This is a genomic window from Streptomyces avicenniae (assembly GCF_000719135.1).
Classification (GTDB): Bacteria; Actinomycetota; Actinomycetes; order Streptomycetales; family Streptomycetaceae; genus Streptomyces; species Streptomyces avicenniae.
The window spans coordinates 36,880-61,295 of the sequence record NZ_JOEK01000007.1 but is presented as its reverse complement, the minus strand read 5'-3'; the positions used below and the strand labels follow the sequence as shown (position 1 = coordinate 61,295).

General features: G+C 74.9%; 21 protein-coding genes. 8 read left to right on the top strand and 13 right to left on the bottom strand.

Features of this window, described 5'->3' with window-relative positions:
• The first annotated feature begins 30 nt into the window (after positions 1-30).
• The 4 genes from IF27_RS12810 to IF27_RS12795 all read left to right on the top strand — a co-directional run bounded on the left by IF27_RS12810 (position 31) and on the right by IF27_RS12795 (position 3,848).
• Positions 31-549, top strand: coding sequence for a MarR family winged helix-turn-helix transcriptional regulator (locus IF27_RS12810; protein WP_052849640.1), 519 nt, complete (start codon positions 31-33; stop codon positions 547-549).
• The gene (locus IF27_RS12805) at positions 546-1,979 is read left to right on the top strand and encodes an MFS transporter (RefSeq protein WP_052849639.1); all 1,434 of its coding nucleotides are present in this window, start codon (positions 546-548) and stop codon (positions 1,977-1,979) included. Before IF27_RS12810 ends, IF27_RS12805 begins: the two co-directional genes overlap by 4 nt.
• Positions 1,976-2,581, top strand: a complete 606-nt coding sequence (locus IF27_RS12800) for a cysteine hydrolase family protein (RefSeq protein WP_052849638.1) — start codon at positions 1,976-1,978, stop codon at positions 2,579-2,581. The genes IF27_RS12805 and IF27_RS12800 overlap by 4 nt, the downstream gene beginning before the upstream one ends.
• 265 nt (positions 2,582-2,846) lie before the next feature.
• Positions 2,847-3,848 (top strand): phosphatase PAP2 family protein, encoded by a 1,002-nt coding sequence (locus tag IF27_RS12795; RefSeq protein ID WP_223291035.1) that lies wholly within the window; start codon positions 2,847-2,849, stop codon positions 3,846-3,848.
• A 79-nt stretch (positions 3,849-3,927) separates the two neighbouring features.
• Here IF27_RS12795 and IF27_RS12790 read toward each other — a convergent pair whose 3' ends face one another.
• The 8 genes from IF27_RS12790 to rsmI all read right to left on the bottom strand — a co-directional run bounded on the left by IF27_RS12790 (position 3,928) and on the right by rsmI (position 13,211).
• On the bottom strand, positions 3,928-4,599 hold the full coding sequence (locus IF27_RS12790) for a response regulator transcription factor (RefSeq protein WP_052849820.1): 672 nt from the start codon (positions 4,597-4,599) through the stop codon (positions 3,928-3,930).
• A gap of 353 nt (positions 4,600-4,952) precedes the next feature.
• Complete coding sequence (locus tag IF27_RS12785; RefSeq protein ID WP_190232927.1) at positions 4,953-6,614, bottom strand: outer membrane protein assembly factor BamB family protein; 1,662 nt, start codon at positions 6,612-6,614, stop codon at positions 4,953-4,955.
• A gap of 108 nt (positions 6,615-6,722) precedes the next feature.
• A complete protein-coding gene (locus tag IF27_RS12780) occupies positions 6,723-8,528 on the bottom strand; it encodes an ABC-F family ATP-binding cassette domain-containing protein (RefSeq protein ID WP_052849636.1) in 1,806 nt (601 codons plus the stop codon).
• A complete protein-coding gene (locus IF27_RS12775) occupies positions 8,521-9,450 on the bottom strand; it encodes a 4-(cytidine 5'-diphospho)-2-C-methyl-D-erythritol kinase (protein ID WP_052849635.1) in 930 nt (309 codons plus the stop codon). Before IF27_RS12775 ends, IF27_RS12780 begins: the two co-directional genes overlap by 8 nt.
• A 67-nt stretch (positions 9,451-9,517) precedes the next feature.
• Positions 9,518-10,618 carry a polyprenyl synthetase family protein gene (locus tag IF27_RS12770; protein WP_223291034.1) on the bottom strand — a complete coding sequence of 367 codons (1,101 nt, stop codon included), beginning with the start codon at positions 10,616-10,618 and terminating at the stop codon, positions 9,518-9,520.
• Positions 10,615-11,478 (bottom strand): 16S rRNA (adenine(1518)-N(6)/adenine(1519)-N(6))-dimethyltransferase RsmA, encoded by an 864-nt coding sequence (rsmA, locus tag IF27_RS12765; RefSeq protein ID WP_052849634.1) that lies wholly within the window; start codon positions 11,476-11,478, stop codon positions 10,615-10,617. The genes IF27_RS12770 and rsmA overlap by 4 nt, the downstream gene beginning before the upstream one ends.
• The gene (locus IF27_RS12760; protein ID WP_052849633.1) at positions 11,475-12,323 is read right to left on the bottom strand and encodes a TatD family hydrolase; all 849 of its coding nucleotides are present in this window, start codon (positions 12,321-12,323) and stop codon (positions 11,475-11,477) included. The genes rsmA and IF27_RS12760 overlap by 4 nt, the downstream gene beginning before the upstream one ends.
• Positions 12,324-12,365: 42 nt before the next feature.
• Positions 12,366-13,211: a 16S rRNA (cytidine(1402)-2'-O)-methyltransferase gene (rsmI, locus tag IF27_RS12755; RefSeq protein WP_190232926.1), complete on the bottom strand. Its 846-nt coding sequence runs from the start codon at positions 13,209-13,211 to the stop codon at positions 12,366-12,368.
• A 94-nt stretch (positions 13,212-13,305) separates the two neighbouring features.
• Between rsmI and IF27_RS12750 the strand changes: the two genes are divergently transcribed.
• The 3 genes from IF27_RS12750 to IF27_RS12740 all read left to right on the top strand — a co-directional run bounded on the left by IF27_RS12750 (position 13,306) and on the right by IF27_RS12740 (position 17,867).
• Positions 13,306-15,027, top strand: coding sequence for a dolichyl-phosphate-mannose--protein mannosyltransferase (locus tag IF27_RS12750; protein ID WP_052849631.1), 1,722 nt, complete (start codon positions 13,306-13,308; stop codon positions 15,025-15,027).
• A gap of 155 nt (positions 15,028-15,182) precedes the next feature.
• On the top strand, positions 15,183-16,835 hold the full coding sequence (locus IF27_RS12745; protein WP_190232925.1) for a penicillin-binding transpeptidase domain-containing protein: 1,653 nt from the start codon (positions 15,183-15,185) through the stop codon (positions 16,833-16,835).
• Positions 16,836-16,925: 90 nt separating this feature from the next.
• Positions 16,926-17,867: a ribose-phosphate diphosphokinase gene (locus tag IF27_RS12740; RefSeq protein ID WP_052849630.1), complete on the top strand. Its 942-nt coding sequence runs from the start codon at positions 16,926-16,928 to the stop codon at positions 17,865-17,867.
• A 10-nt stretch (positions 17,868-17,877) separates the two neighbouring features.
• Here the strand turns inward: IF27_RS12740 and IF27_RS12735 are convergent, their stop codons facing one another.
• Complete coding sequence (locus IF27_RS12735) at positions 17,878-18,630, bottom strand: hypothetical protein (protein WP_190232924.1); 753 nt, start codon at positions 18,628-18,630, stop codon at positions 17,878-17,880.
• A gap of 76 nt (positions 18,631-18,706) precedes the next feature.
• Between IF27_RS12735 and IF27_RS12730 the strand changes: the two genes are divergently transcribed.
• Complete coding sequence (locus IF27_RS12730) at positions 18,707-19,045, top strand: MazG-like family protein (protein WP_052849628.1); 339 nt, start codon at positions 18,707-18,709, stop codon at positions 19,043-19,045.
• Positions 19,046-19,075: 30 nt separating this feature from the next.
• Here the strand turns inward: IF27_RS12730 and IF27_RS12725 are convergent, their stop codons facing one another.
• The 4 genes from IF27_RS12725 to IF27_RS12710 all read right to left on the bottom strand — a co-directional run bounded on the left by IF27_RS12725 (position 19,076) and on the right by IF27_RS12710 (position 24,217).
• On the bottom strand, positions 19,076-19,855 hold the full coding sequence (locus tag IF27_RS12725) for an energy-coupling factor ABC transporter ATP-binding protein (RefSeq protein ID WP_052849627.1): 780 nt from the start codon (positions 19,853-19,855) through the stop codon (positions 19,076-19,078).
• Positions 19,843-20,610: a cobalt ECF transporter T component CbiQ gene (cbiQ, locus tag IF27_RS12720; protein WP_052849626.1), complete on the bottom strand. Its 768-nt coding sequence runs from the start codon at positions 20,608-20,610 to the stop codon at positions 19,843-19,845. The genes IF27_RS12725 and cbiQ overlap by 13 nt, the downstream gene beginning before the upstream one ends.
• Positions 20,607-21,689: an energy-coupling factor ABC transporter permease gene (locus IF27_RS12715; RefSeq protein WP_052849625.1), complete on the bottom strand. Its 1,083-nt coding sequence runs from the start codon at positions 21,687-21,689 to the stop codon at positions 20,607-20,609. The genes cbiQ and IF27_RS12715 overlap by 4 nt, the downstream gene beginning before the upstream one ends.
• Before the next feature lie 266 nt (positions 21,690-21,955).
• Positions 21,956-24,217, bottom strand: coding sequence for an MMPL family transporter (locus IF27_RS12710; protein WP_052849624.1), 2,262 nt, complete (start codon positions 24,215-24,217; stop codon positions 21,956-21,958).
• Positions 24,218-24,416: the final 199 nt, after the last annotated feature.

The following is a 24,416-nucleotide window of genomic DNA, read 5'->3' as shown; positions in this document are numbered from 1 at the left end:
AAGTAACTTGGCCAAACGTACGGTGGTCCCATGACCGGTCCCCAGGACACGGCGGACGTACCCCCGCCGCCCGACACCGTCGAGACCGCGCACCGGCTGGGCGTCGCCATCACCCGGCTGCGCTCCCGCCTGCGCGAGGAGTCGGGCACGCACGACACCGGGCTGTCCATCTCGCAGCTGTCCGTCCTGCGCCGCGTCATCGACGAGGGGCCGGTCACCGCCGCGTACCTCGCCGGGGCGGAACACGTCAGCCCGCAGTCGATCGCGCAGAACCTCGCCGCCCTCAAGGAGGCGGGCCTCGTCACGGCACGCCGCGACCCGGCCGACGGACGCCGCACGCTGATCAGCGCCCACGCCAGCGGCGACGAGCTGGTGCGCACCCTTCGCGCGTCCCGCGTGGCCTGGCTGACGCAGGCGCTCGACACCCTCGTCGGCCCGGAAGAACGCCCCGCCCTCGACGCGGCCCTCGACCTGCTGGAGCGGCTCGCCGCCTCCGACGTGCACAACCCCGGGCGGAAGGGGAGCGGCCGGAAGGGGGCCGCCCCGTGAGCGGAGCGCCGTTCTCCTGGCGGTTCACGACGCCGCTCCTCCTGGGCGCCTCGCTGAACCCCGTCAACAGCTCCCTGCTCGCCACCGCCCTCACCCCGATCGCGGGCTCCCTCGGCGTGCCGGTCGGCCGCGTCGCCGTGCTCGTGGCCGCCCTCTACCTCGCCAGCGCCGTCGCGCAGCCCACGGCGGGCAGGCTCGCCGAGGAGTTCGGCCCGCGCCGCGTCTTCATGACGGGCGCCGCCCTCGTCGTCGCCGGGGCCGTGCTCGGCGCCCTTGGGCGGAACCTGACGACGCTCGTCGTCGCCCGGGTCCTCCTCGGCATCGGCACCTCGGCCGCCTACCCCACCGCCATGCTGCTCGTACGGCGCCGCGCCACCGCCGCCGGGCTGGCCGAACCGCCCGGCCGGGTCCTCGGCGCGCTGTCCGTCGCGGGGCAGGCGACCCTGGCGCTCGGCCTGCCCGTCGGCGGCCTCCTCGTCGGCGCGGCCGGATGGCGCTGGACGTTCCTGGTCAGCGTCCCCTTCGCCCTCGCCGCACTGGCCATGACCTGGGCCTGGATACCCCGGGACCCGCCCGTGGCGCGGCGCCGGACGGCGCGCGAGGTCGCCGCCAGGACCGACGTCGCCGGGATCGCGGGCTTCGGCGGCGCCATGACCGCGCTGCTCGTCTTCCTCATGGCGCTGCCCGAGCCCGCCTGGGCCGCGCTCGCCCTGGCCGTCGCGCTGGCCGCGGCGCTCACCGCGTGGGAACTGCGGGCCGCCACGCCGTTCCTCGACGTACGGCTGCTCGCGTCGAACCTGGCGCTCGTGCGCACCTACCTGCGCGTCGCCCTCACCACCCTCGGCATCTACACCGTCATGTACGGCGTCACGCAGTGGCTGGAGGCCGGGCGCGGGCTGTCGGCGGAGCAGGCGGGGCTGCTGGTCCTGCCGATGAGCGGCCTCGCCGTCCTGATCACCCGGCCCGTCGCCCGCCGGAACCTGGTGCGCGGGGCCCTGGTGGCCGCCGCGACCGCCTCCCTGGCGGGGTCGGTCGGCATGCTGTTCCTCGGCACGTCGGCCCCCGTCCTGGCCATCGTCGGCGTCACGCTGGTCTTCGGCGTCACGGTCGGCACCCAGTCGGTCGGGAACCAGACCGCCCTCTACCTCCAGGCCCCCGCCGGGCAGATCGGCACGGCGGCCGGGCTGCTGCGGACCTTCGCCTACATCGGCTCGATCGCCTCCTCGACGCTCACCGGCGTCGTCTTCCAGGACGAGGTCACCGACGACGGCCTGCACACCATCGCCGTCGTCCTCATCGCCGTCAGCGCCCTCCTGCTGCTGATGGTCCTCACGGACCGCGCGCTGCGCCGACCGGCCACCACCCCTTCCGAGCACCCTTCCGAGCACCCTTCCGAGCACCCCTCCGAGCGTAAGGAGCACGCCGCATGACCACCCCCAGCACCCCCACCGCCGACGCCCGCACCACCGCCCTGCTCGTCATGGACTTCGAGCCCGCCGTCCTCGGCTCGCTGCCGCGCGACGAGGCCGACGCCCTCGTGGAGCGCGTGGCGGGCGCCGTCGCCGACGTCCGCGCGAAGGGCGGCACCATCGGCTACGTCCGCGTCGCCCTCACCGACGCCGACTACGACGCCGTGCCCGCCACCAACAAGGCGTTCGCCCCCCTCGCCGCGCACCGGGGCCGCCTGGACGCGGACGCGCCCGGCACCGCCGTGGACGCGCGGATCGCGCCGCGCCCCGGCGACATCGAGGTCCGCAAGGTGCGCTTCGGCGCGTTCTCCACGACCGACCTCGCCGAGCGGCTGCGCGAGCGCGGCATCACGACGCTCGTCCTCGCCGGGATCTCCACCAGCGGCGTCGTGCTCTCCACGGTCATCGACGCCGCCGACCGCGACTACCGGCTGTACGTGCTGTCCGACGGCGTCGCCGACACGCGGGCGGCCGTCCACGACGTCCTGGTCGGCGAGGTCTTCCCTAGCCGCGCCCATGTCATCGACACCGCCGCGCTGCGCGGTCTGCTGACGGCCGCGTAGGGCCCGTCTTCACAGGGGTCGCCCTGCTCACGGCGCCTGGCACGCACGCTCGCTGCGTTGCCGCATCGCCCTGCTACGACCTGTACGAGGACGATCCGGCGCCTTGCGCTCGCACGCACCGGACGCCACGAGCGGCCGGACGCCCCCTGTGAAGACGCGCCCCAGCCGGGACGCGCCCCCGGGACGTCCGCCGTTCAACGGCAGGAATTCATCCTGCCGTTAGGCCGACGCAACGTCAGTCGTCCAGGGCTTACGGTGAGTCGGTATGAGAACGGAAACATCCGACCCGTCACCACCGGAGCCCCCCGGCCCACCGCCGCAGGGCCGCGCCGCCCGCCGGGCCGCGCAGCGCGAGGCGGCGGCCAGCAGGACCGGACCGGCCGCGCTGATCACCGCCCTCGTGGTCCTCCTGGGCGGGGCGGGGCTGCTGATGCTGCTCGCCCCCGGCGGCCCCGGGGCCTTCACGGGGGGCGACGCCGGGCCCGTCCTGGTGACCGGCGGCGCGTCCGCGTCCCTGTACCGCTCGCTCACCGACGCACTGGCCGACGCGCCGCATCTCGTGCACCTCGCCCTGGAGATAGCGAGCGAGGGCAGCGTGATCGCCCTCGGCCTCCTCCTGCTGTGGACCTGCTGGTCCGCCCTGCGCCGGAGCGACGCGCGCACCGCCGCCGCGACCGTTCTCGCCGGTACGGGCACCCTCCTCGCCTACGCCGCCAGCGAGACGTTCAAGCTCATGGTGGACGAGGAGCGGCCCTGCCGCGCCGTGAGCGGCGCCGACCCCGTCGCCGCGTGCCCGCCGCCCGGCGACTGGTCCTTCCCGAGCAACCACTCGACGCTCGCCTTCGGCCTCGCCGTGGGCCTGAGCGTGCTCCGGCCCAGGCTGGCACCGATCGCCCTGCCCCTCGGCGCGCTGGCCGGGCTCCTGCGGGTGGCCGTGGGCGTCCACTACCCGCACGACGTGCTGGCCGGGTTCACCCTCGGGGGCGCCGTCACGGCCGCCCTGGTCCTCGCCCTCACCGCCGCGGCGGCGCGCGTCCTCGCGCCGCTGCTGGAGCGCTGGGGGCCCCGCCTGCGCCTCGTGCGGCAGACGGACGCGGCCGTGCCGCCCGTCACGCAGGGGCGGCGCCGCGCGTCGCGGCCCGTCGCCCCCCGCGCCGAGAACCTGCACGCCGACCCGCACGGCGACCACTACGCCGCGTCCGCCTCCGGGCGGTCCGTGGACGGCGGACGGGACGGCGGCCCTCCCCAGGGCACCCCGCCCCACTGACCCCCCGCCCCACTGCCCCCGCCTCACTGCCCTGCCCGGCCCCGCCGACCGCCCCGCGTGGGGCGGTCCGTGGGGCGGCTCAGCGGGGCGGCGGGCGGTGGTCGAGGAGCCCGGTCCGCACCGCCAGGGCGGCGGCCTCCAGGCGGGACGTCGTGCCCAGCTTCGTCAGCAGCCGCTGCACATGCGTCCGCGCCGTGCTCGGCGCCACCCCGAGCCCCTCGGCGATCCGGCGCGTGTCGTCCCCCTCCACGATCCGCGCCAGCACGGCCGCCTCACGGTCCGTCAGCATGCGGGCGAGCCTGGCGCCTTCCGCGTCAGGGCCGAGCCGGGGATGCAGCAGCTCGGCGAACGCGTCGCGCAGCAGCTGCGGCGCCACCGCCGCCTCTCCCGCCTTCGCCTTGATCATGGCCCGTTCCACCCCCTCTATGCGCTCGTCGTGGCGCACATAGCCGCGCGCCCCGGCGGCGAACGCCGCCGCCACGCCGCGCGGTCGCGGCACGGGCCCGAGGACCACGACGGCCACCCGCGGGTTCTCCTGCCGCATCCGCAGCAGCGGGTCGAGCGCGCCGGGCGCCTCCGGCGCGGCCGACCCCAGCAGGGCGACGTCCGGCTGCTTGCCCGCCGCCAGTTCGCACAGCCGTGTCACGGGTGCGCCCGCGCCCAGGACCCGGTGACCGCGCACCCGCAGCGCCGAGGCCAGCGCCTCGGCCACCAGCCGCCTGTCGTCCACCACCACCACGCGTACGTTCATGGCCTCCACCCCGCCCCGGTCGTCGCGCTCAGCTCTCCGGCCGGTACGGCGGGAGAGCGCCGGCGCCCGTGCGCGGGCCGCGCGGAGCACGCCGTCCGCGCGTGTGGGCGTGCGGACGGGCCGCGGCGGGTGCCGGTCGTGCGGGAGACGGACGCTCGGCGGTCCCGACTCCTTCTCGCGCCCCCTCCGGCCGGACGCCGCCGCCACGGTCGGCTCGACGCCGCCCGGGACCCGGTGTCACGACCGGCCCCTCCGGATCGCGAGTGACGTACAGATAGGCCATGATCCCCCCGCGCGCCACCCCGGACGGCCGGTTCAGGCCATCCCCCGGGCGGGCCCTGTGAAGACGGGCCCTAGCGGTAGACGAGCAGCGCGGGCGTGCCCTCCGCCGCGTCGGTCGCGGAGAACGACTGGCCGAGGAGCAGCAGCGTGCCCTCGTGCCACACGGGGATGTGGTCCATGACGAACAGGCCGGACATGAGGGTCCACTCCGCCTCGCGGGCCGCGGGGTCGAGGGTCATCACCGTGGACACCTCCTCGGTCTCCGGGTCGATCGCCACCACCGTCCCGCCCGTCCGTTCTGTGGGCGGCTGGTAGGCGAGGACACGGCCGTCCACGACGCCGAACGGCTGGACGGTCCCGCCGCCCACCGCCGGTATCTCGTACTCGCCCTGACCGGTCGCCAGGTCGAACGAGACGACGGCGCCGTCACCGCCGGGCACGTCCGTCCCCAGGTACAGGTGGCCGTCCCTGACGACGCCGAGCGGGCACTCCGCCAGCGTGTTGATGCGGCACGGCGAGACGTAGCGGTCGCTGTCGTAGTCCAGCCGCGTGGCGACCTCCTGGTACGCGTCGTCCACGACGAGCAGTGCCTCCTCGCCGATGCCGACCTCGTCCTCGCCCAGCTCCACCGAGACGACCAGCGGGTCGATCGACAGCACGGAGTTGACGGAGAGGAGTTCGTCCTCGTAGGTGGTGCCGTAGTCCCAGCGCCACAACTCGTCGCCCGCCTCGTCGGTGGCGCGCAGGGCGCCGCCGTCGTCGCCGCCCGAGGCGTCGCGGCAGGTGAGCTGCGAGACGAACACCCCGTCCAGCACGGTGAAGGCGTGCTCCACGCACCGCTCGGTGGTCAGCGCCGAGCGCCATATCTGCGCGCCCTCCGAGACGCTGTACCCGCCCCCGCCGACGCCCCACCCCACGGCGAGCGTGTCGCCTATCAGGGCGGGATAGTCGTTCTCGCCAGGGGAGACGTCGCCGCCGCCGACGGGTATGGAGACGATCTCCTCGCCGGTCGCGAGGTCCACGATCCCGGCGGCCTCGCAGTCCCGGCCCTGGAGGACGGCGATGCGGCCCGCGTCGGCCGTCGGCGAGGCGTTGCACTGGCCGCCGGACCGTTCGAGCGGCATCTCCCAGCGCACCGCGCCCGTCTCCAGGTCGTAGGACACCAGCGCATCGTCCATGAGCCGGACGAAGGTGTCGTCCGTGAACCAGCCGCCGCGCGCGTTGACCATGTGCTCCTCGGCGGAGACCTCGGGCATCGGCAGGTCCCAGGCGAGGGACGCCGCCACCGGCTCCGAGGGCAGCCCCCCGGCGTCGGGCCCGCCCGACGGGCCGTCGTCCGCCGGGCTCCCGCCGCCGTCGCCGCCGAGGGACCACACGAGGCCGCCCGCCCCGAGGAGCACGGCCAGGACGGCCGTGACGATCAGGACGGTCCGCGCGCCGCCGCCGCGCCGTCCGCCGCCACCGCCCCGCGGCGGCGGCACGGCGGCGTACGGTGCGGCGGGCGTGTACGGCGTGGGCGCCGGTGGGGGAGCGGACGGCGGCGTGTGCGGGCCCGACGGCGACGGCGGTCCGAAGCTGCCGACCGCCCCCTGCCCGGCGGGGCCGTACCCGTCCGGCGCGGGCGGGACCTGCGGCACCCGCGGCGGGTAGGCGTACCCCTGCGGCCCGGCCTGCTCGTCCATGCGCGGCGGCGGCCCGAACGAGCCCTCCGGCGGCGGTGTCGGCTGCCCCATACGTCCCCCTGCTGACCCGCCGGGCACAGGGCCCGGCGGTCCGAATCCGTCGCTCACCTGTTTACCACCGGCCACCGACAGTCGCCGCGCCGGTCCCCGCGGGGCGGCTCAGCCCTCGTCGGACAGTTCGAGCCAGCGGTTCTCCAACTCGTCCCGCTCCTCGCCCAGTTGACGCAGCTCGGCGTCAAGGCCCGCCACGCGCTGGAAGTCGGTCGCGTGCGCGGCCATCTCGCCGTGCAGCTCGGTCTCCCGCGCCCCGACGCGGTCCAGGCGCCGCTCGATGCGCTGGATCTCCTTCTGCGCCGCACGCGACAGCTGCGACGGCTTCGCCGCCACGGGCGCCGCCTGCGCGACGGCCGCAGGGGACGGCGCGGCGACCGCGACCTGCCGCGCCCGCCGCTCCAGGTACTCGTCGATGCCGCGCGGCATCATCCGCAGCGTGCCGTCACCCAGCAGCGCGAACACCTGGTCTGTGACACGCTCCACGAAGTAGCGGTCGTGGCTGATGACGACGAGCGATCCCGGCCAGCCGTCGAGCAGGTCCTCCAGCTGCGTCAGCGTCTCGATGTCGAGGTCGTTGGTCGGCTCGTCGAGGAACAGGACGTTCGGCTCGTCCATCAGCAGCCGCAGGATCTGGAGCCGCCGCCGCTCGCCGCCCGACAGGTCGCCGACCGGCGTCCACTGCCGCTCCTTGCCGAAGCCGAAGCGCTCGCACAGCTGGGACGCCGTCAGTTCCCTGCCCCCGCCGAGGTCCACGCGGGAGCGCACGTTCTCGACGGCCTGGAGCACCCGCCACTCCGGGTCCAACTCGCCGACCTCCTGCGACAGGTACGCGAGCCTGACCGTCCTGCCGATCGTGACGCGCCCCGCGCTCGCCTCGCCCGTCGCCATGGCGCGCAGCAGCGACGTCTTGCCCGCGCCGTTCACGCCGACCAGGCCGACGCGGTCGCCTGGGCCGAGCTGCCAGGTCAGCTTCGTCAGCAGCTCGCGCCGCGCGCCGCCCTCGCCGACGCTCACGGTGACGTCCTCCAGGTCGTACACCGTCTTCCCGAGGCGTGCCCCGGCGAAGCGCATCAGCGCGGCGGTGTCGCGCGGCGGCGGGACGTCCTCGATCAGCGCGTTCGCCGCCTCGATGCGGAAGCGCGGCTTGCTGGTACGGGCGGGCGCGCCGCGCCGCAGCCAGGCCAGCTCCTTGCGCATGAGGTTCTGCCGCTTCGACTCCTCGGCGGCGGCGACGCGTTCCCGCTCGGCGCGCGCGAACACGTAGTCGGTGTAGCCGCCGTCGTACGCGTGGACCGTGGCCCGCTGCACGTCCCACATGCGGGTGCACACCTGGTCGAGGAACCAGCGGTCGTGCGTCACGACGACCAGCGCCGCGCGCCGCGTCCGCAGGTGGGCGGCGAGCCAGGCGATGCCCTCGACGTCGAGGTGGTTCGTCGGCTCGTCCAGGACGATCATGTCCTGCTCGGCGATCAGCAGCTTGGCGAGGGCGACGCGGCGCCGCTCGCCGCCGGACAGGGGCCCGACGACGGTGTCGAGCCCGGCGGGGAAGCCGGGCAGGTCGAGGCTCCCGAACAGGCCGGTGAGCACGTCACGGACGCGTGCGTCGCCCGCCCACTCGTGGTCGGCCAGCTCGCCGATGACCTCCTGGCGCACGGTGGCGGCCGGGTCGAGGCTGTCGGTCTGGGTGAGGACGCCGAGGCGCAGCCCGCCCGCGTGCGTGACGCGGCCCTCGTCGGCCGGTTCCTCGCGCGTCAGGATGCGGATGAGGGTGGTCTTGCCGTCGCCGTTGCGGCCGACGACCCCGATGCGGTCGCCCTCCCCGACGCCGAGCGACACCCCGTCGAGCAGGGTGCGGGTCCCGTAGACCTTACGGATGGACTCGACGCTGGCGAGATTCCGCTGTTCAGGCATGGGAGACGATGGTAGTCGCCCCGGGGGCGGGGGCTGTTGTCGCACGGGCGTCGCGGCAGGTGCCCGACGCGGACAGGGCCGCGGCCAGCGTCCGCGCGCCCTCGGCGTCGGCGGCGAGGAACGCGACGCTGGGCCCCGATCCTGAGACCAGGCCCGCCAGGGCGCCGCCGCGCCCGCCCGCGTCCAGGGTGTCGGCCAGCGAGGGGCGCAGGGACAGCGCGGCGGGCTGGAGGTCGTTCGCCCGGGGCAGCGCGGCGGCCAGGGCGTGCGGGTCGCCCGCCGCGAGGGCGGCGAGGAGCGCGGGGTCGGGCTCGGGCGCCGGCACGGGGGTGGAGCCGCGCAGCCGGTCGCACTCGCGGTAGACGGCGGGCGTGGAGAGGCCGCCGTCGGCGAGCGCGAAGACCCAGTGGAACGTGCCGCCGACCGGCAGTTCCGTCAGCAGTTCGCCGCGCCCGCGGCCGAGGGCGGCGCCGCCGACCAGGCTGAACGGCACGTCGGAGCCGAGGCGCGCGCACAGGCCGAGCAGGACGTCGCGCGGGGTGTCCGTGCCCCAGAGCGCGTCGCAGGCGAGGAGGGCCCCGGCGGCGTCGGCGCTGCCGCCCGCCATGCCCCCGGCGACGGGGATGTCCTTGGCGAGGTGCAGGTGGACGGCGGGCTTCAGGCCGTGGTGCTCGGCGAGGAGGACGGCGGCGCGTGCGGCGAGGTTGGAGCCGTCGAGCGGCACGACGTCGCTGCCGGGGCCCTCGCAGGTCAGCAGCGGTTCCGCGGTGTCGGCGGCGCGTGCGGTGACGTGGTCGTACAGCCCCACGGCGAGGAAGACGTTGGCCAGGTCGTGGAAGCCGTCGGGGCGCGGGGCGCCCACGGCGAGCTGGACGTTGACCTTCGCGGGCACGCGGACGGTGACGGCTGGTGCGGGCGGCATGGTGCGACTCACAGATCCCGGCCGGGAGTTCCCGGCGTGCTGCTTCCGGCGATTCCGGAGGACGGCCTCAGTCTACGGGCGGGCCCGCGGGCGTCATCGCGCGCGGGAGCAGCGTGAAGAACGCCACGGCGTCCGCGCGCCAGGTGCCCTCCCAGCCCGCCGCCTCCTCCGACGCGGCCCGCGCGTGGCGCAGCATGGCGGCGCGCAGCGCGGCGTCCACGCCCCGGCGCGCGGCGATCCCTCGTATCCGCGCGACCGTCGCGGGCCCGCAGCCGGGGTCGCCGAGCGCCGCCTCGACGACGGCGCGTTCCGCCGGGTCGGCGGCGGCCAGCAGCGCGCGGACGGCGTACGTACGGCGGCCCTCGCGCAGGTCGGAGCCCGCGGGCTTGCCGGTGGCCGACGCGTCGCCGAACAGGTCGAGCCAGTCGTCGCGGAGCTGCCCGAGGACGCCGACGGCGACGGCGTACCGGCGCAGCGTCGCGTCGTGCGCCGCCGGGTCCTGGCCAGCCGCGAGCAGCCCGAGCCGCAGCGGCGCCAGCACCGAGTAGCGCGCCGACTTGAACTCGGCGACGACGTCGAGCAGTTCCTCGTCGGGCAGCGGGTGGAAGTCGCGCTCCAGGTCGGCGATCTGCCCGGCGACGGTCTCGGCCCCGGCGCGCAGCAGCACACCGCCCATCGCCAGCCGCACCGCGTCCGGCAGCGGCGCGGTGAGCACGGCGTCGGCGGACAGGAACGCCGCGAGGTCGCCCGCGAGCACGGCGAGACCGAGCGCCGTGCGCTCCTTGCCGGGGAACTCGGCGCGGTAGGCGGCGTGGACGGACGGGGCGCCGCGCCGCGTGGGGGAGCCGTCGATGATGTCGTCGTGCACCAGCCCGTGCGTGTGGAGGAGTTCGACGGCGACGGCCGCCTCGTCCAGGCCCGCGACGTGCGCGCCGGTCACCAGGCCGGCGGCCTCGTACAGGACGGCCACCCGCAGGCGCTTGCCGCCGCGCAGCGACTGGTCGCGCAGCAGGTCGAGGGCGCGGCGTGGGAAGCGGGTGAGCGGGGGCACGTCGAAACGTTCCTCCACCTGCGAGAACCACCGCGCGAACAGCGCGTCGAACCGCTCCCGGTGCGCCGCGAGACGCGCCACGGCGTCCTGCGCGGGAGGCGTTCCCTGCGCCGTCACCGCCCCGCGTCCGGCCGGTGCTCCGCGAGCCGCGCGAAGTCCGTCACCGTCAGCGCCTCGCCGCGCGCCGTCGCCGGTACGCCCGCCGCCCGGCACGCCTCCTCGGCCGCCGCGGGCGAGCCCGCCCAGCCCGCCAGCGCCGAGCGCAGCGTCTTGCGCCGCTGGGCGAACGCCGCGTCCACCACGGCGAACACCTCCGCGCGGCTCGCCGTCGTCACGGGCGGATCGCGCCGCTCCAGCGCGACCAGGCCCGAGTCCACGTTCGGCGCGGGCCAGAACACCGTCCGCCCGATCGACCCCGCCCGGCGCGCCTTCGCGTACCAGGCGGCCTTCACCGACGGCACGCCGTACACCTTCGAGCCGGGACCGGCCACCAGCCGGTCGGCCACCTCCGCCTGCACCATGACGAGGCCGCGCTCCAGGCTCGGGAAGGCGGCGAGCATGTGCAGCAGCACGGGCACGGCGACGTTGTACGGCAGGTTCGCGACCAGCGCGCGCGGCGGCGGGCCCGGCAGGTCCATGACGCGCAGCGCGTCGTCGTGCACCAGCGCGAAGCGGTCCGCGCGCTCCGGCAGGCGCGCCGCGATCGTCGCGGGAAGCGCGGCGGCCAGCACGTCGTCGATCTCGACGGCCGTCACGTGCGCCGCCTCGGCGAGCAGCGCCAGCGTCAACGACCCGAGCCCCGGGCCGACTTCGAGCACCGTGTCGTCCGGCCCGACGCCCGCCGCGCGCACGATGCGCCGCACCGTGTTCGCGTCGATGACGAAGTTCTGCCCGCGCTGCTTCGTGGGGCGCAGGCCCAGCGCGGCGGCCAGCTCGCGGACGTCGCCCGGACCGAGCAGCACGTCGGCGGCCGTCACGCGAACACCCGCCGCGTGTTCTCCGCGACGTGCCCCGCGAGTTCGTCCTCCGACAGCCCCTTCACCACGGCCATCGCGCGCAGCGTCACCGGGACCAGGTACGACGCGTTCGGCCGCCCACGGAACGGCGCGGGCGTCAGGAACGGCGCGTCCGTCTCCACGAGCAGCAGCTCGGGCGGCGCGGCGGCGAGCGCGTCCCGCAGCGGCTGGGCGCTGGCGAACGTCACGTTGCCCGCGAACGACATGAAGTACCCGGCCTCCGCGCAGACCTCGCTCATCTCCGCGTCCCCCGAGTAGCAGTGGAAGACGGTACGGCGCGGCGCGCCCTCCTCGCGCAGGATGCGCAGCACGTCGGCGTGCGCCTCCCGGTCGTGGATGACGAGCGCGACGTCCCGCTCCTTCGCCAGCCGGATGTGGCGGCGGAACGAGCGCTGCTGCGCGGCCGTGCCCTCGGGGCCCGTCCGGTAGTAGTCGAGGCCCGTCTCGCCGATGGCGCGCACCTCGGGGTGCTCCGCGATCCCGGCGATCTCCTCCAGCGCCGCGTCGAGCGCCGCCGGGCCGTGCTCGGCCTCGATGCGGGCGGCCTCGTTCGGGTGCAGGGCGACCCCGGCCCAGATCGCGTCGTGCTCGGCGGCCGTCTTGACGGACCACCTGGCGCGCTCCACGTCGCAGCCGATCTGCACGAGGCGCGTCACGCCCACGGCGGTCGCCTTGGCCAGCGCCTCCTCGACGGTCGGGGACTGCATGTCGAGATGCGTGTGCGAGTCGGCGACCGGCACGGCCAGCGGCTCTGGCAGCGGCGGCGGGACGATCTCCTCGGCCTTGGCCTTGGCGGACTTGGGCATGCCCCGATCCTACGGCGGCCCGCGCGGGCGCCCGCCCGCCGCTCAGCCGCGCTTGGCCGCCACCACCGCGTCGAACACCGCGCGCTTCGGCAGCCCGGCCTCCCGCGCGACCTCGGCGATGGCCTCCTTGCGCGCCTGCCCCGCCTCCTCGCGCCCGGCGACCCGCCGCGCCAGCTCCGCCGGGTCGGCCGCCGCGCCGTCCTCCTCGGGGGCCGCGCCCGCGACGACGACCGTGATCTCGCCGCGCACCCCCTCCTCGGCCCAGGCCGCCAGCTCCGCCAGCGGCCCGCGCCGCACCTCCTCGTACGTCTTGGTCAGCTCCCGGCACACGGCCGCCGCCCGGTCGCCGCCGAACGCCTCGGCCATCGCCCCCAGCGTCGCCGCGAGCCGGTGCGGCGCCTCGAACCAGACGAGCGTCCGCCGCTCGTCCGCCACCTCGCGCAGCCGCGCCGCACGCTCGCCCGCCTTGCGCGGCGGGAAGCCCTCGAAGCAGAACCGGTCCACGGGCAGCCCCGACAGCGCCAGCGCCGTGAGCACGGCCGAGGGGCCTGGCACCGCCGTCACCCGTACGCCCAGCTCCACCGCCGCCGCGACCAGCCGGTACCCGGGGTCGGACACGGACGGCATCCCCGCGTCCGTCACCAGCAGGACGCGCGCCCCGTCCGCCAGCTCCTTGGCCAGCTCGGGCGTGCGCGCCACCTCGTTGCCCTCGAAGTAGGACACGACCCGCCCGCCGATCCGCACGTCGAGGCCCTGCGTGAGCCGCCGCAGCCGCCGCGTGTCCTCGGCCGCCACGACGTCCGCCTCCGCCAGCTCACGCGCCAGCCGCGGCGGCGCGTCCGCGAGGTCGCCGATGGGGGTTCCGGCCAGTACGAGAATGCCTGTCACGCCCCACATCCTCACCCATCGCCCGCCCCGGCCGTCACCCGCCGGGGCGCCGCCCCCTCCGCCGTGGAGCGGGCGGATGCCAAGATGGCCCGTGATGAGCAGCCAGACCGCGACCGGCACACCGCCGGAGACCCCCCGGAACCCAGCCCCCGGCCCCGCCACCGGCTGGGAGCGCAGGCTGCGCAGGTTCGGCTACGCCGCGCCGCGGGCCGCGGGGGTGCGCGAACGCCTCGTCCCCCCGTACCCGGAGCCCGGCACCCGGCTGTGGCAGTACTTCGGCCTCGCCACCGGCACGGCCGCCCGCCTCGCCAGGATGACGGGCTGGGGCGGCCCGCTGCTGGTCGCGCTGCTCGCGGGGATCCTGCGGTTCGTCGATCTCGGGTCCCCCGACGCGGTGATATTCGACGAGACGTACTACGCCAAGGACGCCTGGTCGCTGCTCCAGCACGGCTACGAGACCGACTGGCCCGACGACGCCGACGAGCGGATCATCGCGGGCGACATCCCGGCGGCCGACGCCGCCGCGTACGTCGTCCACCCGCCCGCGGGGAAGTGGATCATCGCCCTGGGGGAGTGGCTCTTCGGGCTCGACCCCTTCGGCTGGCGCTTCATGACGGCCGTGCTCGGCACGCTGTCCGTCCTCATGCTCTGCCGCATCGGCCGCCGCCTGTTCCGCTCCACGTTCCTCGGCTGCCTCGCGGGCCTGCTGCTGGCCGTGGACGGCCTGCACTTCGTGATGAGCCGCACGGCGCTGCTCGACCTGGTCGTCATGTTCTGGATGCTCGCCGCGTTCGGCGCGCTGCTGATCGACCGCGACGCGGCGCGCGCCCGCCTCGCCGCCGCGCTGCCCGAGGGCGGCGACGGGCTGCTGCGCCCCGACGCGGACATCGCCCGCCGCCTGCGGCTCGGCGCGCGGCCGTGGCGCGTCGTCGCGGGGCTGTGCCTGGGCCTGGCGTGCGCGACGAAGTGGAACGGGCTGTACGTGCTCGCCGCGTTCGGCATCCTCACCGTCCTGTGGGACGCGGGCGCGCGCCGGGTCGCCGGGGCGAGGAGCCCGCACCGCGCGATGGTCCGCAAGGACGCGCTGCCCGCGTTCTGCGCGCTCGTCCCCGTCGCGCTCGCCGTGTACGTCGCGTCGTGGGCGGGCTGGTTCGCCACCTCGGGCGGCTACTACCGCAACTGGGCGGACACCACGGGCGCGGGCAGCTCGTACGGCTGGATCCCCGCGCCGCTGCGCAGCCTGTGGCACTACTCGACCGAGGTGTACAGCTTCCACGTCGGCCTCACCTCGGAGCACAACTACCAGTCGAACCCGTGGAGCTGGCTGATCGCGTCCCGGCCGGTCACGTACTTCTACGAGTCGTCCGACCCCGGCCAGAACGGCTGCGCCCACGCGAGCGGCTGCTCCCGCGAGGTGCTCGCGCTCGGCACCCCGGTGCTGTGGTGGACGGCCTGCGCCGCGCTGGCGTACGCCTGCTACCGCTGGCTGTTCCGCCGCGACTGGCGGGCGGGCGCCGTGCTGTGCGCGGTGGCGGCCGGGTACCTGCCCTGGTTCATGTACCAGGAGCGGACGATCTTCTACTTCTACGCCGTCGTGCTCGTGCCGTTCCTGTGCCTGGCGGTCGCCCTGCTGCTCGGCGCGCTCCTCGGGCCGCCGGGCTCGACGGAACGCCGCCGCGTCGCGGGCATCGTGGCGGCGGGCGTCATCGTGCTGCTGATCGTGTGGAACTTCGTGTACTTCTACCCGATCTACACCGGTATGGAGATCCCGCGCGACGGCTGGCGGGCCCGGATGTGGCTCGACAGCTGGATCTGAGGCCACGGGTCCGCCCGGGTGTGACGAAGATGTGACGCGGGGCTGCCCTCCGGGCTACCGGGCGTAGCGGTTATGCTGCGGCCATGCCGCCGGATTCCGGGGCATCTCAGTGAGGCCCGCGGGGCCTCCTTCAGGGGCGGGACAGGGCGTAAGCGATGCGGAGCGGACAGCGGATCGCCGTCACAGCGGGTGTCTGTGCGGTAGTTGTCTCGGCGGTGGGGTTCGGCGCGTACAGCCTGCTGGGCGGGGGCGACGAGGGCGGGGGCACGGCCAACGTCGCGTCCACCTCGGACGCGACGCCGTCGCCCGAGGAGCAGGAACCCCTCACGGACGAGGAGGTCACGGCGGCGTCGGCGGCGTTCCTCGACGCCTGGGCCATGGGGGACACCGCCACGGCGGCCGGGCTGACGGACGACGCGCAGGCGGCCCGCCTCGTGCTGGACGCGCTGGTCGAACGGGCCGGGCTCGCCGACCTGGTGCTTGAGGCGTCCCCGGCGGACGGCGCGCGGGTGCCGTTCGCGGCGACCGCGACCGTCTCGATCGACGACGACGCGATCGACCCGGCGCCCTGGGAGTTCGCCTCGGCGCTTGAGGTCGTCCGCGAGGAGGGCACGGGCGACGCGGTCGTGGCCTGGGACCCGGCGCTGATCCACCCCTCGCTCGCCGAGGGGCAGCTGATCGAGACGGGCCCGATCGACGAGCTGCCGCCCGTCGAGGTGCTGGACGCGAACGGCGACGTCCTCACCGCCGAGGACCACCCCTCGCTCACGCCGATCCTGGACGACCTGCGCGAGCGGTACGGCGCGTCGTCCGGCGGCACCGCCGGGGGCGAACTGCGCATCGTGGACGCAGAGGGGGAGACGGTCGAGCAGCTCGCCGTCCTCGCCGAGCCCGCCGCGGGCGAGGTGCCCACCACCATCGACCCGGCGCTCCAGGCCGCCGCCGAGGAGGCCGTCGCCGCCCGCGACAGCGCCTCGGTCGTCGCCATCCAGCCGAGCACCGGCGCCATCCAGGCGGTCGCCAACTCCCCGGCCGACGGCTTCAACACGGCCCTCGAAGGCTCCTACGCGCCCGGCTCGACCTTCAAGATCGTCACCGCCTCGCTGCTCATCGACCGCGGCCTCGCCTCGGCGGGCGCCCCGCACCCCTGCCCGCAGTACTTCGAGCACGGCGGCTGGCGCTTCCAGAACCTGGACGAGTTCGAGATCGAGGGCGGCACCTTCGCGGACAGCTTCGCCGCGTCCTGCAACACCGCCTTCATCAGCCAGGCGCCGGAACTCGCCGACGAGGACCTGGGCGACCAGGCGCGTGACGTCTTCGGCCTGGGCCTCACCTGGTCGGTCGGCACGACCTCGATGGACGGCGCGGTGCCCACCGAGGCCAACGCGCAGATGGCCGCGGCGCTCATCGGCCAGGGCGGCGTCCGCATGAACCCGATGACCATCGCCTCGGTCTCCGCCACCGTGCAGAGCGGCGTCTTCCGCCAGCCCTACCTGATCCCGCCGGACTTCGACGGCCGCCAGCTCGCCACCGCGCCGCGCGGCCTGTCCGCCGCGACCGGGCAGGAGCTGCGCGCCCTGATGAGCCGCACCGCGACCAGCGGCACCGCGGCGGAGGCGCTGGCCGGTCTCGGCGGCGACCTCGGCGGGAAGACCGGCTCGGCCGAGGTGGACGGGCAGGAGCTGCCCAACGCCTGGTTCACCGCCTACCGGGGCGACCTCGCCGTCGCCGCCCTCGTCCCCGAGTCGGGCCACGGCGGCACCAACGCCGGGCCCGTCGTCGCCGAGGTCCTGCGCTCACGGGGCTGAGCCCCGCCACCGGGCCCGCGACACCACACGGCGGCGCGGGCCCGTAGTCTGGCGCCGTAACGGCGCCAGGCGAGGAAAGGCCGGACGACCATGCGGGAGATCGCCGTCTTCACCGGCAGCGCGCATCCGGAACTGGCCGCGGAGGTCTGCGCCCACCTGGGCGTGCCCCTGCTGCCGACCAGGATCGACCGCTTCGCCAACGACTGCCTCCAGGCGCAGTTGCAGGCCAACTGCCGTGAGCGCGACGTCTACCTGATCCAGCCGCTGGTGCGGCCCGTGCAGGAGAACCTGGTCGAGCTGCTGCTCATGCTGGACGCGGCGCGCGGCGCGTCGGCGGCCCGTACGACCGTGGTGCTGCCGCACTACGCGTACGCGCGCTCCGACAAGAAGGACGCCCCACGCATCTCCATCGGCGGGCGGCTCATCGCCGACCTGATGGTGACGGCCGGGGCGAGCCGCGTCCTCGCGATGACGCTGCACTCGCCGCAGGTGCACGGCTTCTTCAGCATCCCCGTGGACCACCTGCACGCGCTGCGCGAACTGGCCGCGCACTTCCGGCAGTACGACCTGGGCAACGCCGTCGTCGTCTCGCCCGACCTCGGCAACGCCAAGGAGGCCGCCGCGTTCGCCCGGCTGCTCGGGGTGCCGGTGGCGGCGGGCGCGAAGCAGCGGTTCAGCGACGACCGGGTGCAGATCAGCGCCGTCATAGGCGAGGTCGCGGGGCGGGACGTCATCGTGCTGGACGACGAGATCGCGAAGGGCAGCACCGTCGTCGAACTCCTCGGGAAGCTGCGGGAACTGGACGCGCGCTCCGTCAGGCTCGCCTGCACGCACGGCCTGTTCTCGGCCGGTGCGCTGGGGCGGCTGAGCGCCGAGCCCGACGTGCTGGAGATCGTCTGCACCAACACCGTGCCCATCCCGGCGGCCGAGCGCACGGACAAGCTGCGCGTCCTGTCGATCGCGCCCGCGCTCGCCGAGGCGATGCGGCGCATCCACAACGGCGAGTCGGTCAGCGCCCTGTTCGACGCCTGACGCGCGGCGGTCAGCCGCAGACGCCGCTCACGGTGGTCGCCGGGCCGTTCACCAGCGTGCGGCTCGTGGTGGCGGTCCAGGTGACGACAGGACCCGAGGCGGACGGGACGGTCAGCGCGGTGATGTCGGTGCTGTTCCAGGTGTGGGCGAACGCGCCGCGCGCCGTGAGGCCGCCGCAGGCGCCCGTCCCCTCGAAGACCAGGGCCGAGCGGCCCGTCGCGACGTCGGTGTCGGTCGCGGAGACCTGCGCGTCCATCAGGAAGCCGATGCCGTAGGGGCCTTCGAAGGCCGTCGCCTCGGTCGAGACGTTGGGGTACTGCGGGGTGACGCCGCTGCGGTGCATCACGCGCGTGATCGCGGTGACGGGCCGGTCGAACCAGGTGACGACGCCCTGCGCGCCCGCCATCGGGTACGCGGGCGGCACCGTCGTGAAGTCCCAGTCGGTGATGGCGACCCACCGGTCGTGGCCGTTCACGGTGGCGATCCGGTAGACGTCGGGCGCCGCCACGGCGACGGGCCCGGTGGCGGCCGTGCCCACGGCGCCGCCCGCCCGTACCAGGCAGGCGTCCTCGGCGAGGACGCGGTCGGCCGCCGCCTCGTCGGGCGCGGCGGCCACGATGTCGAGCACCCGGTCGGCGCCGGCCTCGGTGTCGGCGCGCACGCGGGGTACGCACCCGGCCGGTTCCGCCGCCACGGCGGGCGCGGCGGCCGACGCGACGAGCAGGGTCACCAGGACGAACGCGGCGTATCCCGTACGGCGCACCACGGTTACCTCCCGACTCACCCATCGACAAAGCCACATTGTGCTCCCGTTGGTAGGGTCCGCGCCAGGAGGGCGCATGGACGAACCATCAGGAAATGTCACGGTAACCCCCTGGGAGACGGTCGGACGGCTCGTCGCGTGGCTGGACGCGCACGACCCGACGTCCCCCGAGGTGTCCCGGCTGCTGCGGCTGTACAAGATCGCGGAGGAGGCGGGCGAGGTGGCCGAGGCCGTCCAGGGCGTGATGGGCACCAACCCCCGCAAGGGACACAGCCATTCGTGGGGCGATGTCGAGGACGAGGTCTGCGACGTCATCGTCTCGGCCATGGTCGCCCTCGCCTCGATCACGCCGGACGCGGGCGCGGTGTTCGCCCGGCGGCTCGGGGCCGTCGCCGGGCGGGTGCTGGACGGCTGAGCGGCGCGGCAGGTCAGGGGCGGCCGGTCGTCAGCGGCGGGTGGTCCTGGGGTCGAAGCCGAAGGGCAGTTCGAGGCGGTGGGCCCGCAGCAGCGCCTCGTCCGCCAGCAGGTCGGGCGTCGGCCCGTCCGCGGCGATGACGCCCTCGCTCAGCACGACCGCGCGCGGGCACAGCTCCAGCGCGTACGGCAGGTCGTGCGTCACCATCAGCACGGTCAGGTCGAGCGACAGCAGGATCTCGGCCAGTTCGCGCCGGGCCGCCGGGTCGAGGTTGGCCGAGGGCTCGTCGAGGACGAGGATCTCCGGGTCCATGGCGAGGACGGTCGCGACGGCCACGCGCCGCCGCTGCCCGAACGACAGGTGGTGCGGCGGCCGGTCCGCGTACCCGGCCATCCCGACGCGGTCGAGCGCCCGCGAGACGCAACGCTCCAGCTCGGGCCCCCGCAGCCCGGCGTTGGCCGGGCCGAAGGCGACGTCCTCGCGGACCGTGGGCATGAACAGCTGGTCGTCCGGGTCCTGGAAGACGATCCCGACGCGCCGCCTGACCTCGGGCAGTGTGTCCTTGACCACCGGCGTCCCCGCGACGCGCACGGTGCCCGCGCCCGGCGTGAGGATGCCGTTCAGGTGCAGGACGAGGGTGGTCTTGCCCGCGCCGTTCGGCCCGAGCAGCGCGACGCGTTCGCCGCGCCCCACGGTCAGGTCCACGCCGAACAGCGCCTGGTGGCCGTCGGGGTAGGCGTAGGCGAGGCCGGACACGTCGAGGGACGGGGCCTGGCCCGGTGCGGGGTCGGGGCGGGTCACAGGGTCCATCCCAGCACACACACCACGAGCGCGGGCACGGGGAGTGCCGCCGCCCGCGCCCACTGGGCGCCGCCCGCCGTGAGCCGGTCGATGACGGGCATGCCGCCGTCGTACCCCCGGCTGAGCATGGCGAGATGGACGCGCTCGCCCCGCTCGTAGCAGCGGATGAACAGCGCCCCGGCCGTCTTCGCGAGGACGCTCCAGTGCCGGGGCCCGCGCGCGGTGAAGCCGCGGGACTCGCGGGCGATCCGCATGCGCGTCAGCTCGTCCGCGATCACGTCGGCGTAGCGCAGCATGAACGACGCGATCTGCACGAGCAGCGGTGGCAGGCGCAGCCGTTGCAGCCCGAGCAGCACCTGCCGCAGCTCGGTCGTCGCGGCGAGCAGCACGGACGCGGCGACGCCCAGGGTCCCCTTCGCCAGGATGTTCCAGGCGCCCCACAGCCCCGACTCGCTCAGGGACAGCCCGAGCCACTCGACGCGCGGCCCCGTCGCGATGAACGGCAGCAGGAACGCGAAGGCGACGAACGGGACTTCGATGACGAGGCGGCGCAGCACGAATCCGGCGGGCAGCCGGGCCACCGCCGCCACGCACGCCAGGAACGCCGCGTACGCCCCGAAGGCCCACACGGCCTCCCGGGGCGTGGCGACCACGGTGAGGACGAACGCCAGGACGGCGACCAGCTTGCAGTGCGCGGGCAGCCGGTGCACGGCGCTGGTGCCCGGCCGGTACAGGCGGGCGGCGGGGCCGTGGGAACCGCTCACGGGGCGACGGTCTCGCGGCGCCCTGACGTGCCCGTGGTGGCGTCGTCGGCACCACCGGGGCGGCGGCGCACGGCGAGGAAGACGGCCGATCCGGCGGCCAGCGTCACCGCGACCCCGGCGGCCCCGGCGAGGCCGGTGGACAGCCGGGCGTTGTCCACGTCGCGTACGCCGTAGTCGGCGAGCGGCGAGTCGGCCAGGTCGTGCGCGCGTGCCTCCTCGGCGATGCCCTCGTCGGTCGCGACGCGCTCCAGGCCGTCCGGCTCGGCCGAGGCGTAGAAGCTGACGAACGCGGCGAGGACCACGGCGACGCCGAGGCCGCCGAGCCACAGCGGGCGCAGCGGGCGGGCCGGTGCGGCGGCCGGTTCGGGCGCGGGCGTCGGGGTCACGGCGCCCGAACCGCCGCGGATCACGAGCGCAGGGCGCGTGAACGAGCGGGCGGCGCGCACCAGGTCGGGCCGCACGGCGAGGACGGCGCCGACCGTCGCCGTCGTGATGACGGCCTCGCCTATGCCGATGAGGACGTGCACGCCGACCATGGCGGCGAAGACGCGGCCGAGCGACACGTCGGCCGTGCCGCCGATCGCGTACAGCCCGGTGAAGGCGATCGCGGACGCCGGGACGGAGACGAGCGCGGCGGCGAACGTCGCGACCGCCACCGGGACGCGTGCCCCGCCCCGGCGCGGCAGGACGCGCAGCAGGCCGTGGAAGACGAGCAGGGCGACGAGCGCCGTGACGACGCCCATGACCGTGATGTTGGTGCCGAGCGCGGTCAGCCCGCCGTCGGCGAACAGCAGGCCCTGCATGAGCAGGACGACCGCCAGGCACAGCACGGCGGTGTACGGGCCCACCAGGACGGTCGCCAGCGCGCCGCCGAGGAGATGGCCGCTCGTGCCCGCCGCGACGGGGAAGTTGAGCATCTGGACGGCGAAGATGAACGCGGCGACCAGCCCGGCCAGGGGAGCGGTGCGCTCGTCCAGCTCACGCCGGGCGCCGCGCAGCGAGACGGCGACCGCCCCGGCGGCGACGACTCCGGTCGCCACCGACACCGGGGCGTCGAGGAATCCGTCGGGGACATGCATGCCGGTCTCACTCTCGTGGGGATAACAGGGGACTTTTCGAGCGACGTTCGATCATAGAGCCCTGTTGCGAAGGCTTCGCAAGAGCGCGTCGGTGACAACTGGTCGAACGGGAGCGGGCGGAACGTCCTCCCGTGCGCCCCCCGGCGCCTCTTCCCACCCCCCCCGGAACGCCGCGGAGCCCGGCCCCGCGCCACCGCTCACGCGGTGGTCACGGGACCGGGCTCCGTCACACGACACCCGGTGCGGCCCTTCGGCCGGGGGTCGGTTCAGCCCACGGACGCGGTCTCGGTCTCCCGTTCCGGTTCCAGGCTGTCGCGGCCCTTGCCGTTCGCCTTGAGGTAGCGCTCCAGCGACTCCCCCTCCACATCGACGTTGGGCAGCGCCCGGTTCAGCCACTTCGGCAGCCACCAGGCACGCTCGCCCACGAGCCCCATCAGCGCGGGGACGATCGTCATCCGGACGACGAAGGCGTCCAGCAGGACGGCGGACGCCATGCCGAGACCCATCATCTTGATCATCGCCTCGGCGGAGACCGCGGCGAAGGCGCCGAACACGCTGATCATGATGATCGCGGCGGCGGTGACCACCCGCGCGTTCAGCCGGAAACCGGTGACGATCGCCTGGTGCGCGTCCTCGCCGTGGACGTGCGCCTCGCGGATGCGGGTGACGAGGAACACCTCGTAGTCCATCGCGAGACCGAAGATCACACCGATCATGAAGATCGGCATCATGCTCATGATCGGGCCGGTCTCCTCGACCCCGATCAGGCTCGCGACCCAGCCCCACTGGAAGACCGCGACGACGATGCCGAGCGCCGCCAGGACGGACAGCAGGAAGCCGAGCGCCGCCTTCAGCGGCACCAGGATCGAGCGGAAGACGAGCACCAGCAGGATGAACGCCAGGCCGACGACCAGGGTGAGGTACGGCACCAGCGCGTCGTTCATCACCGTGGAGAAGTCGCTCTGCGCGGCCGTCTGGCCGGAGACCAGCAGCTCGGCGCCCGTCTGGTCGGCGAACGTGTCGGCGAAGTCGCCGCGCAGGGAGGTCACCAGGTCGGTGGTCTCCTGGCTGGCCGGGCCCGACTCGGGGAAGACCGTCATCGTGCCGACGTTGCCCGCCTCGTTGAACACCGCGGGCGCGGTGGCCACGACGTCGTCGTAGCCCTCCAGGTCGGCCGTCAGCGTGTCGGCGGCGGCCTGGAGGTCCACGCCGTCACCGCCTTCGAGGACGAGCAGCAGCGGGCCGTTGAACCCGGCGCCGAAGCCGTCGCTCAGCATGTCGTACGCCTTGCGCTGCGTGGTGTCGGGAGCCTGCGTGCCGTCGTCCGGCAGGCCGAGCTCCATGTCCGCGACCGGCAGGGCGAGCACGCCGAGGCCGAGCACGGAGCCCGCCAGGACGAGGCCCGGGCGGCGCAGGACGCCGCGCGCCCAGCGCACGCCCATGGTCTCCTTGCCGTTGCGCGACAGGGTGGCGGGGACGTGCGTCTCCGGGTTCTGCTTGCGGTGGGAGCGGCCGAAGATCCGCTTGCCGACCATGCCGAGCGCGGCGGGCACCAGCGTCAGGGCGATCAGGACGGCCAGGGCCACGGCGGCACCGGCGGTGACGCCCATCTTGGTGAGCAGCGGCACGTTCACGACCGCCAGGCCGCACAGCGCGATGATCACCGTCAGACCCGCGAAGACCACGGCGGAACCGGCCGTGCCGACCGCGCGTCCCGCCGCCTCCTCCCGGCTGTGCCCCTCGACCAGCTCCGCGCGGTAGCGGGAGACGATGAAGAGGGCGTAGTCGATGCCGACCGCCAGGCCGATCATCGTCGCGAGGATGCCGGTGGTGCCGGACAGGCCCAGCGTGGCGCTCAGGGCGGCGATGCCCAGCGTGCCGACGCCGACACCGATCAGCGCGGTGAACAGCGACAGACCGGCGGCGACGATCGAGCCGAAGGTGATGACCAGCACGAGCGCGGCCACGAGGATGCCGATCGCCTCACCGCCGCCGACCTCGGCCTCGCCCATGGCGATCATGCCCGACGCCTCGACGTCGATGCCCTGCGCGCGCCCGTCCTCCATGGTGTTCATCAGGGCTTCGTGCATGTCCGGCAGGTCGTCCTCCATGTGGAGGTCGTCGCTGTAGACGATCGTCGCGTAGGCGGTGGTGCCGTCCGGGCTGACGGAGCCGCCCTCCTCGGCGAACGGGTCGGTCACGGAGACGACGAAGTCGCCGTTCCCCGCCTCGTTCAGCACGCTGTCCACGGCGGAACGGTTGGCGCCGGTGGATATGTCACCGCCGTCCGGCGCCTGGAAGACGATCCGCGTCTCCACGGCGTCGGCGTTCGACTGCGGGAACTCCTCCTCCAGCACGTCGAACGCCTGCTGGGCCTCGGTGCCCGGCAGCGTGAATTCGTCCTCGGGCGCGTCACCGGCGGTGGCGGCGCCGGCGCCGATGCCGATGAGAATCGCCAGCCAGGCGAGGCCCACCAACCAGCGGCGCCTGAAGGCCAGGCGGCCGAGTTTGTACAGGAACGTGGCCACGGGGCAGGTTCTCCTGTCCGGATGTCGTGTCGTGTCATGGGGCGAGAAGAGCGTGAAACCGGGAAGTTCACGACTCGTACGGCGAGACGCCCGGCCGGTGCCCGGAAGATGAGCCACCGGTTGTGATTGTGACTTGAATCACAAAGGCTCGGGTCCAAGGACTTGCCGGTGCAATCGGGGAACCGAAGCATGGGACCTG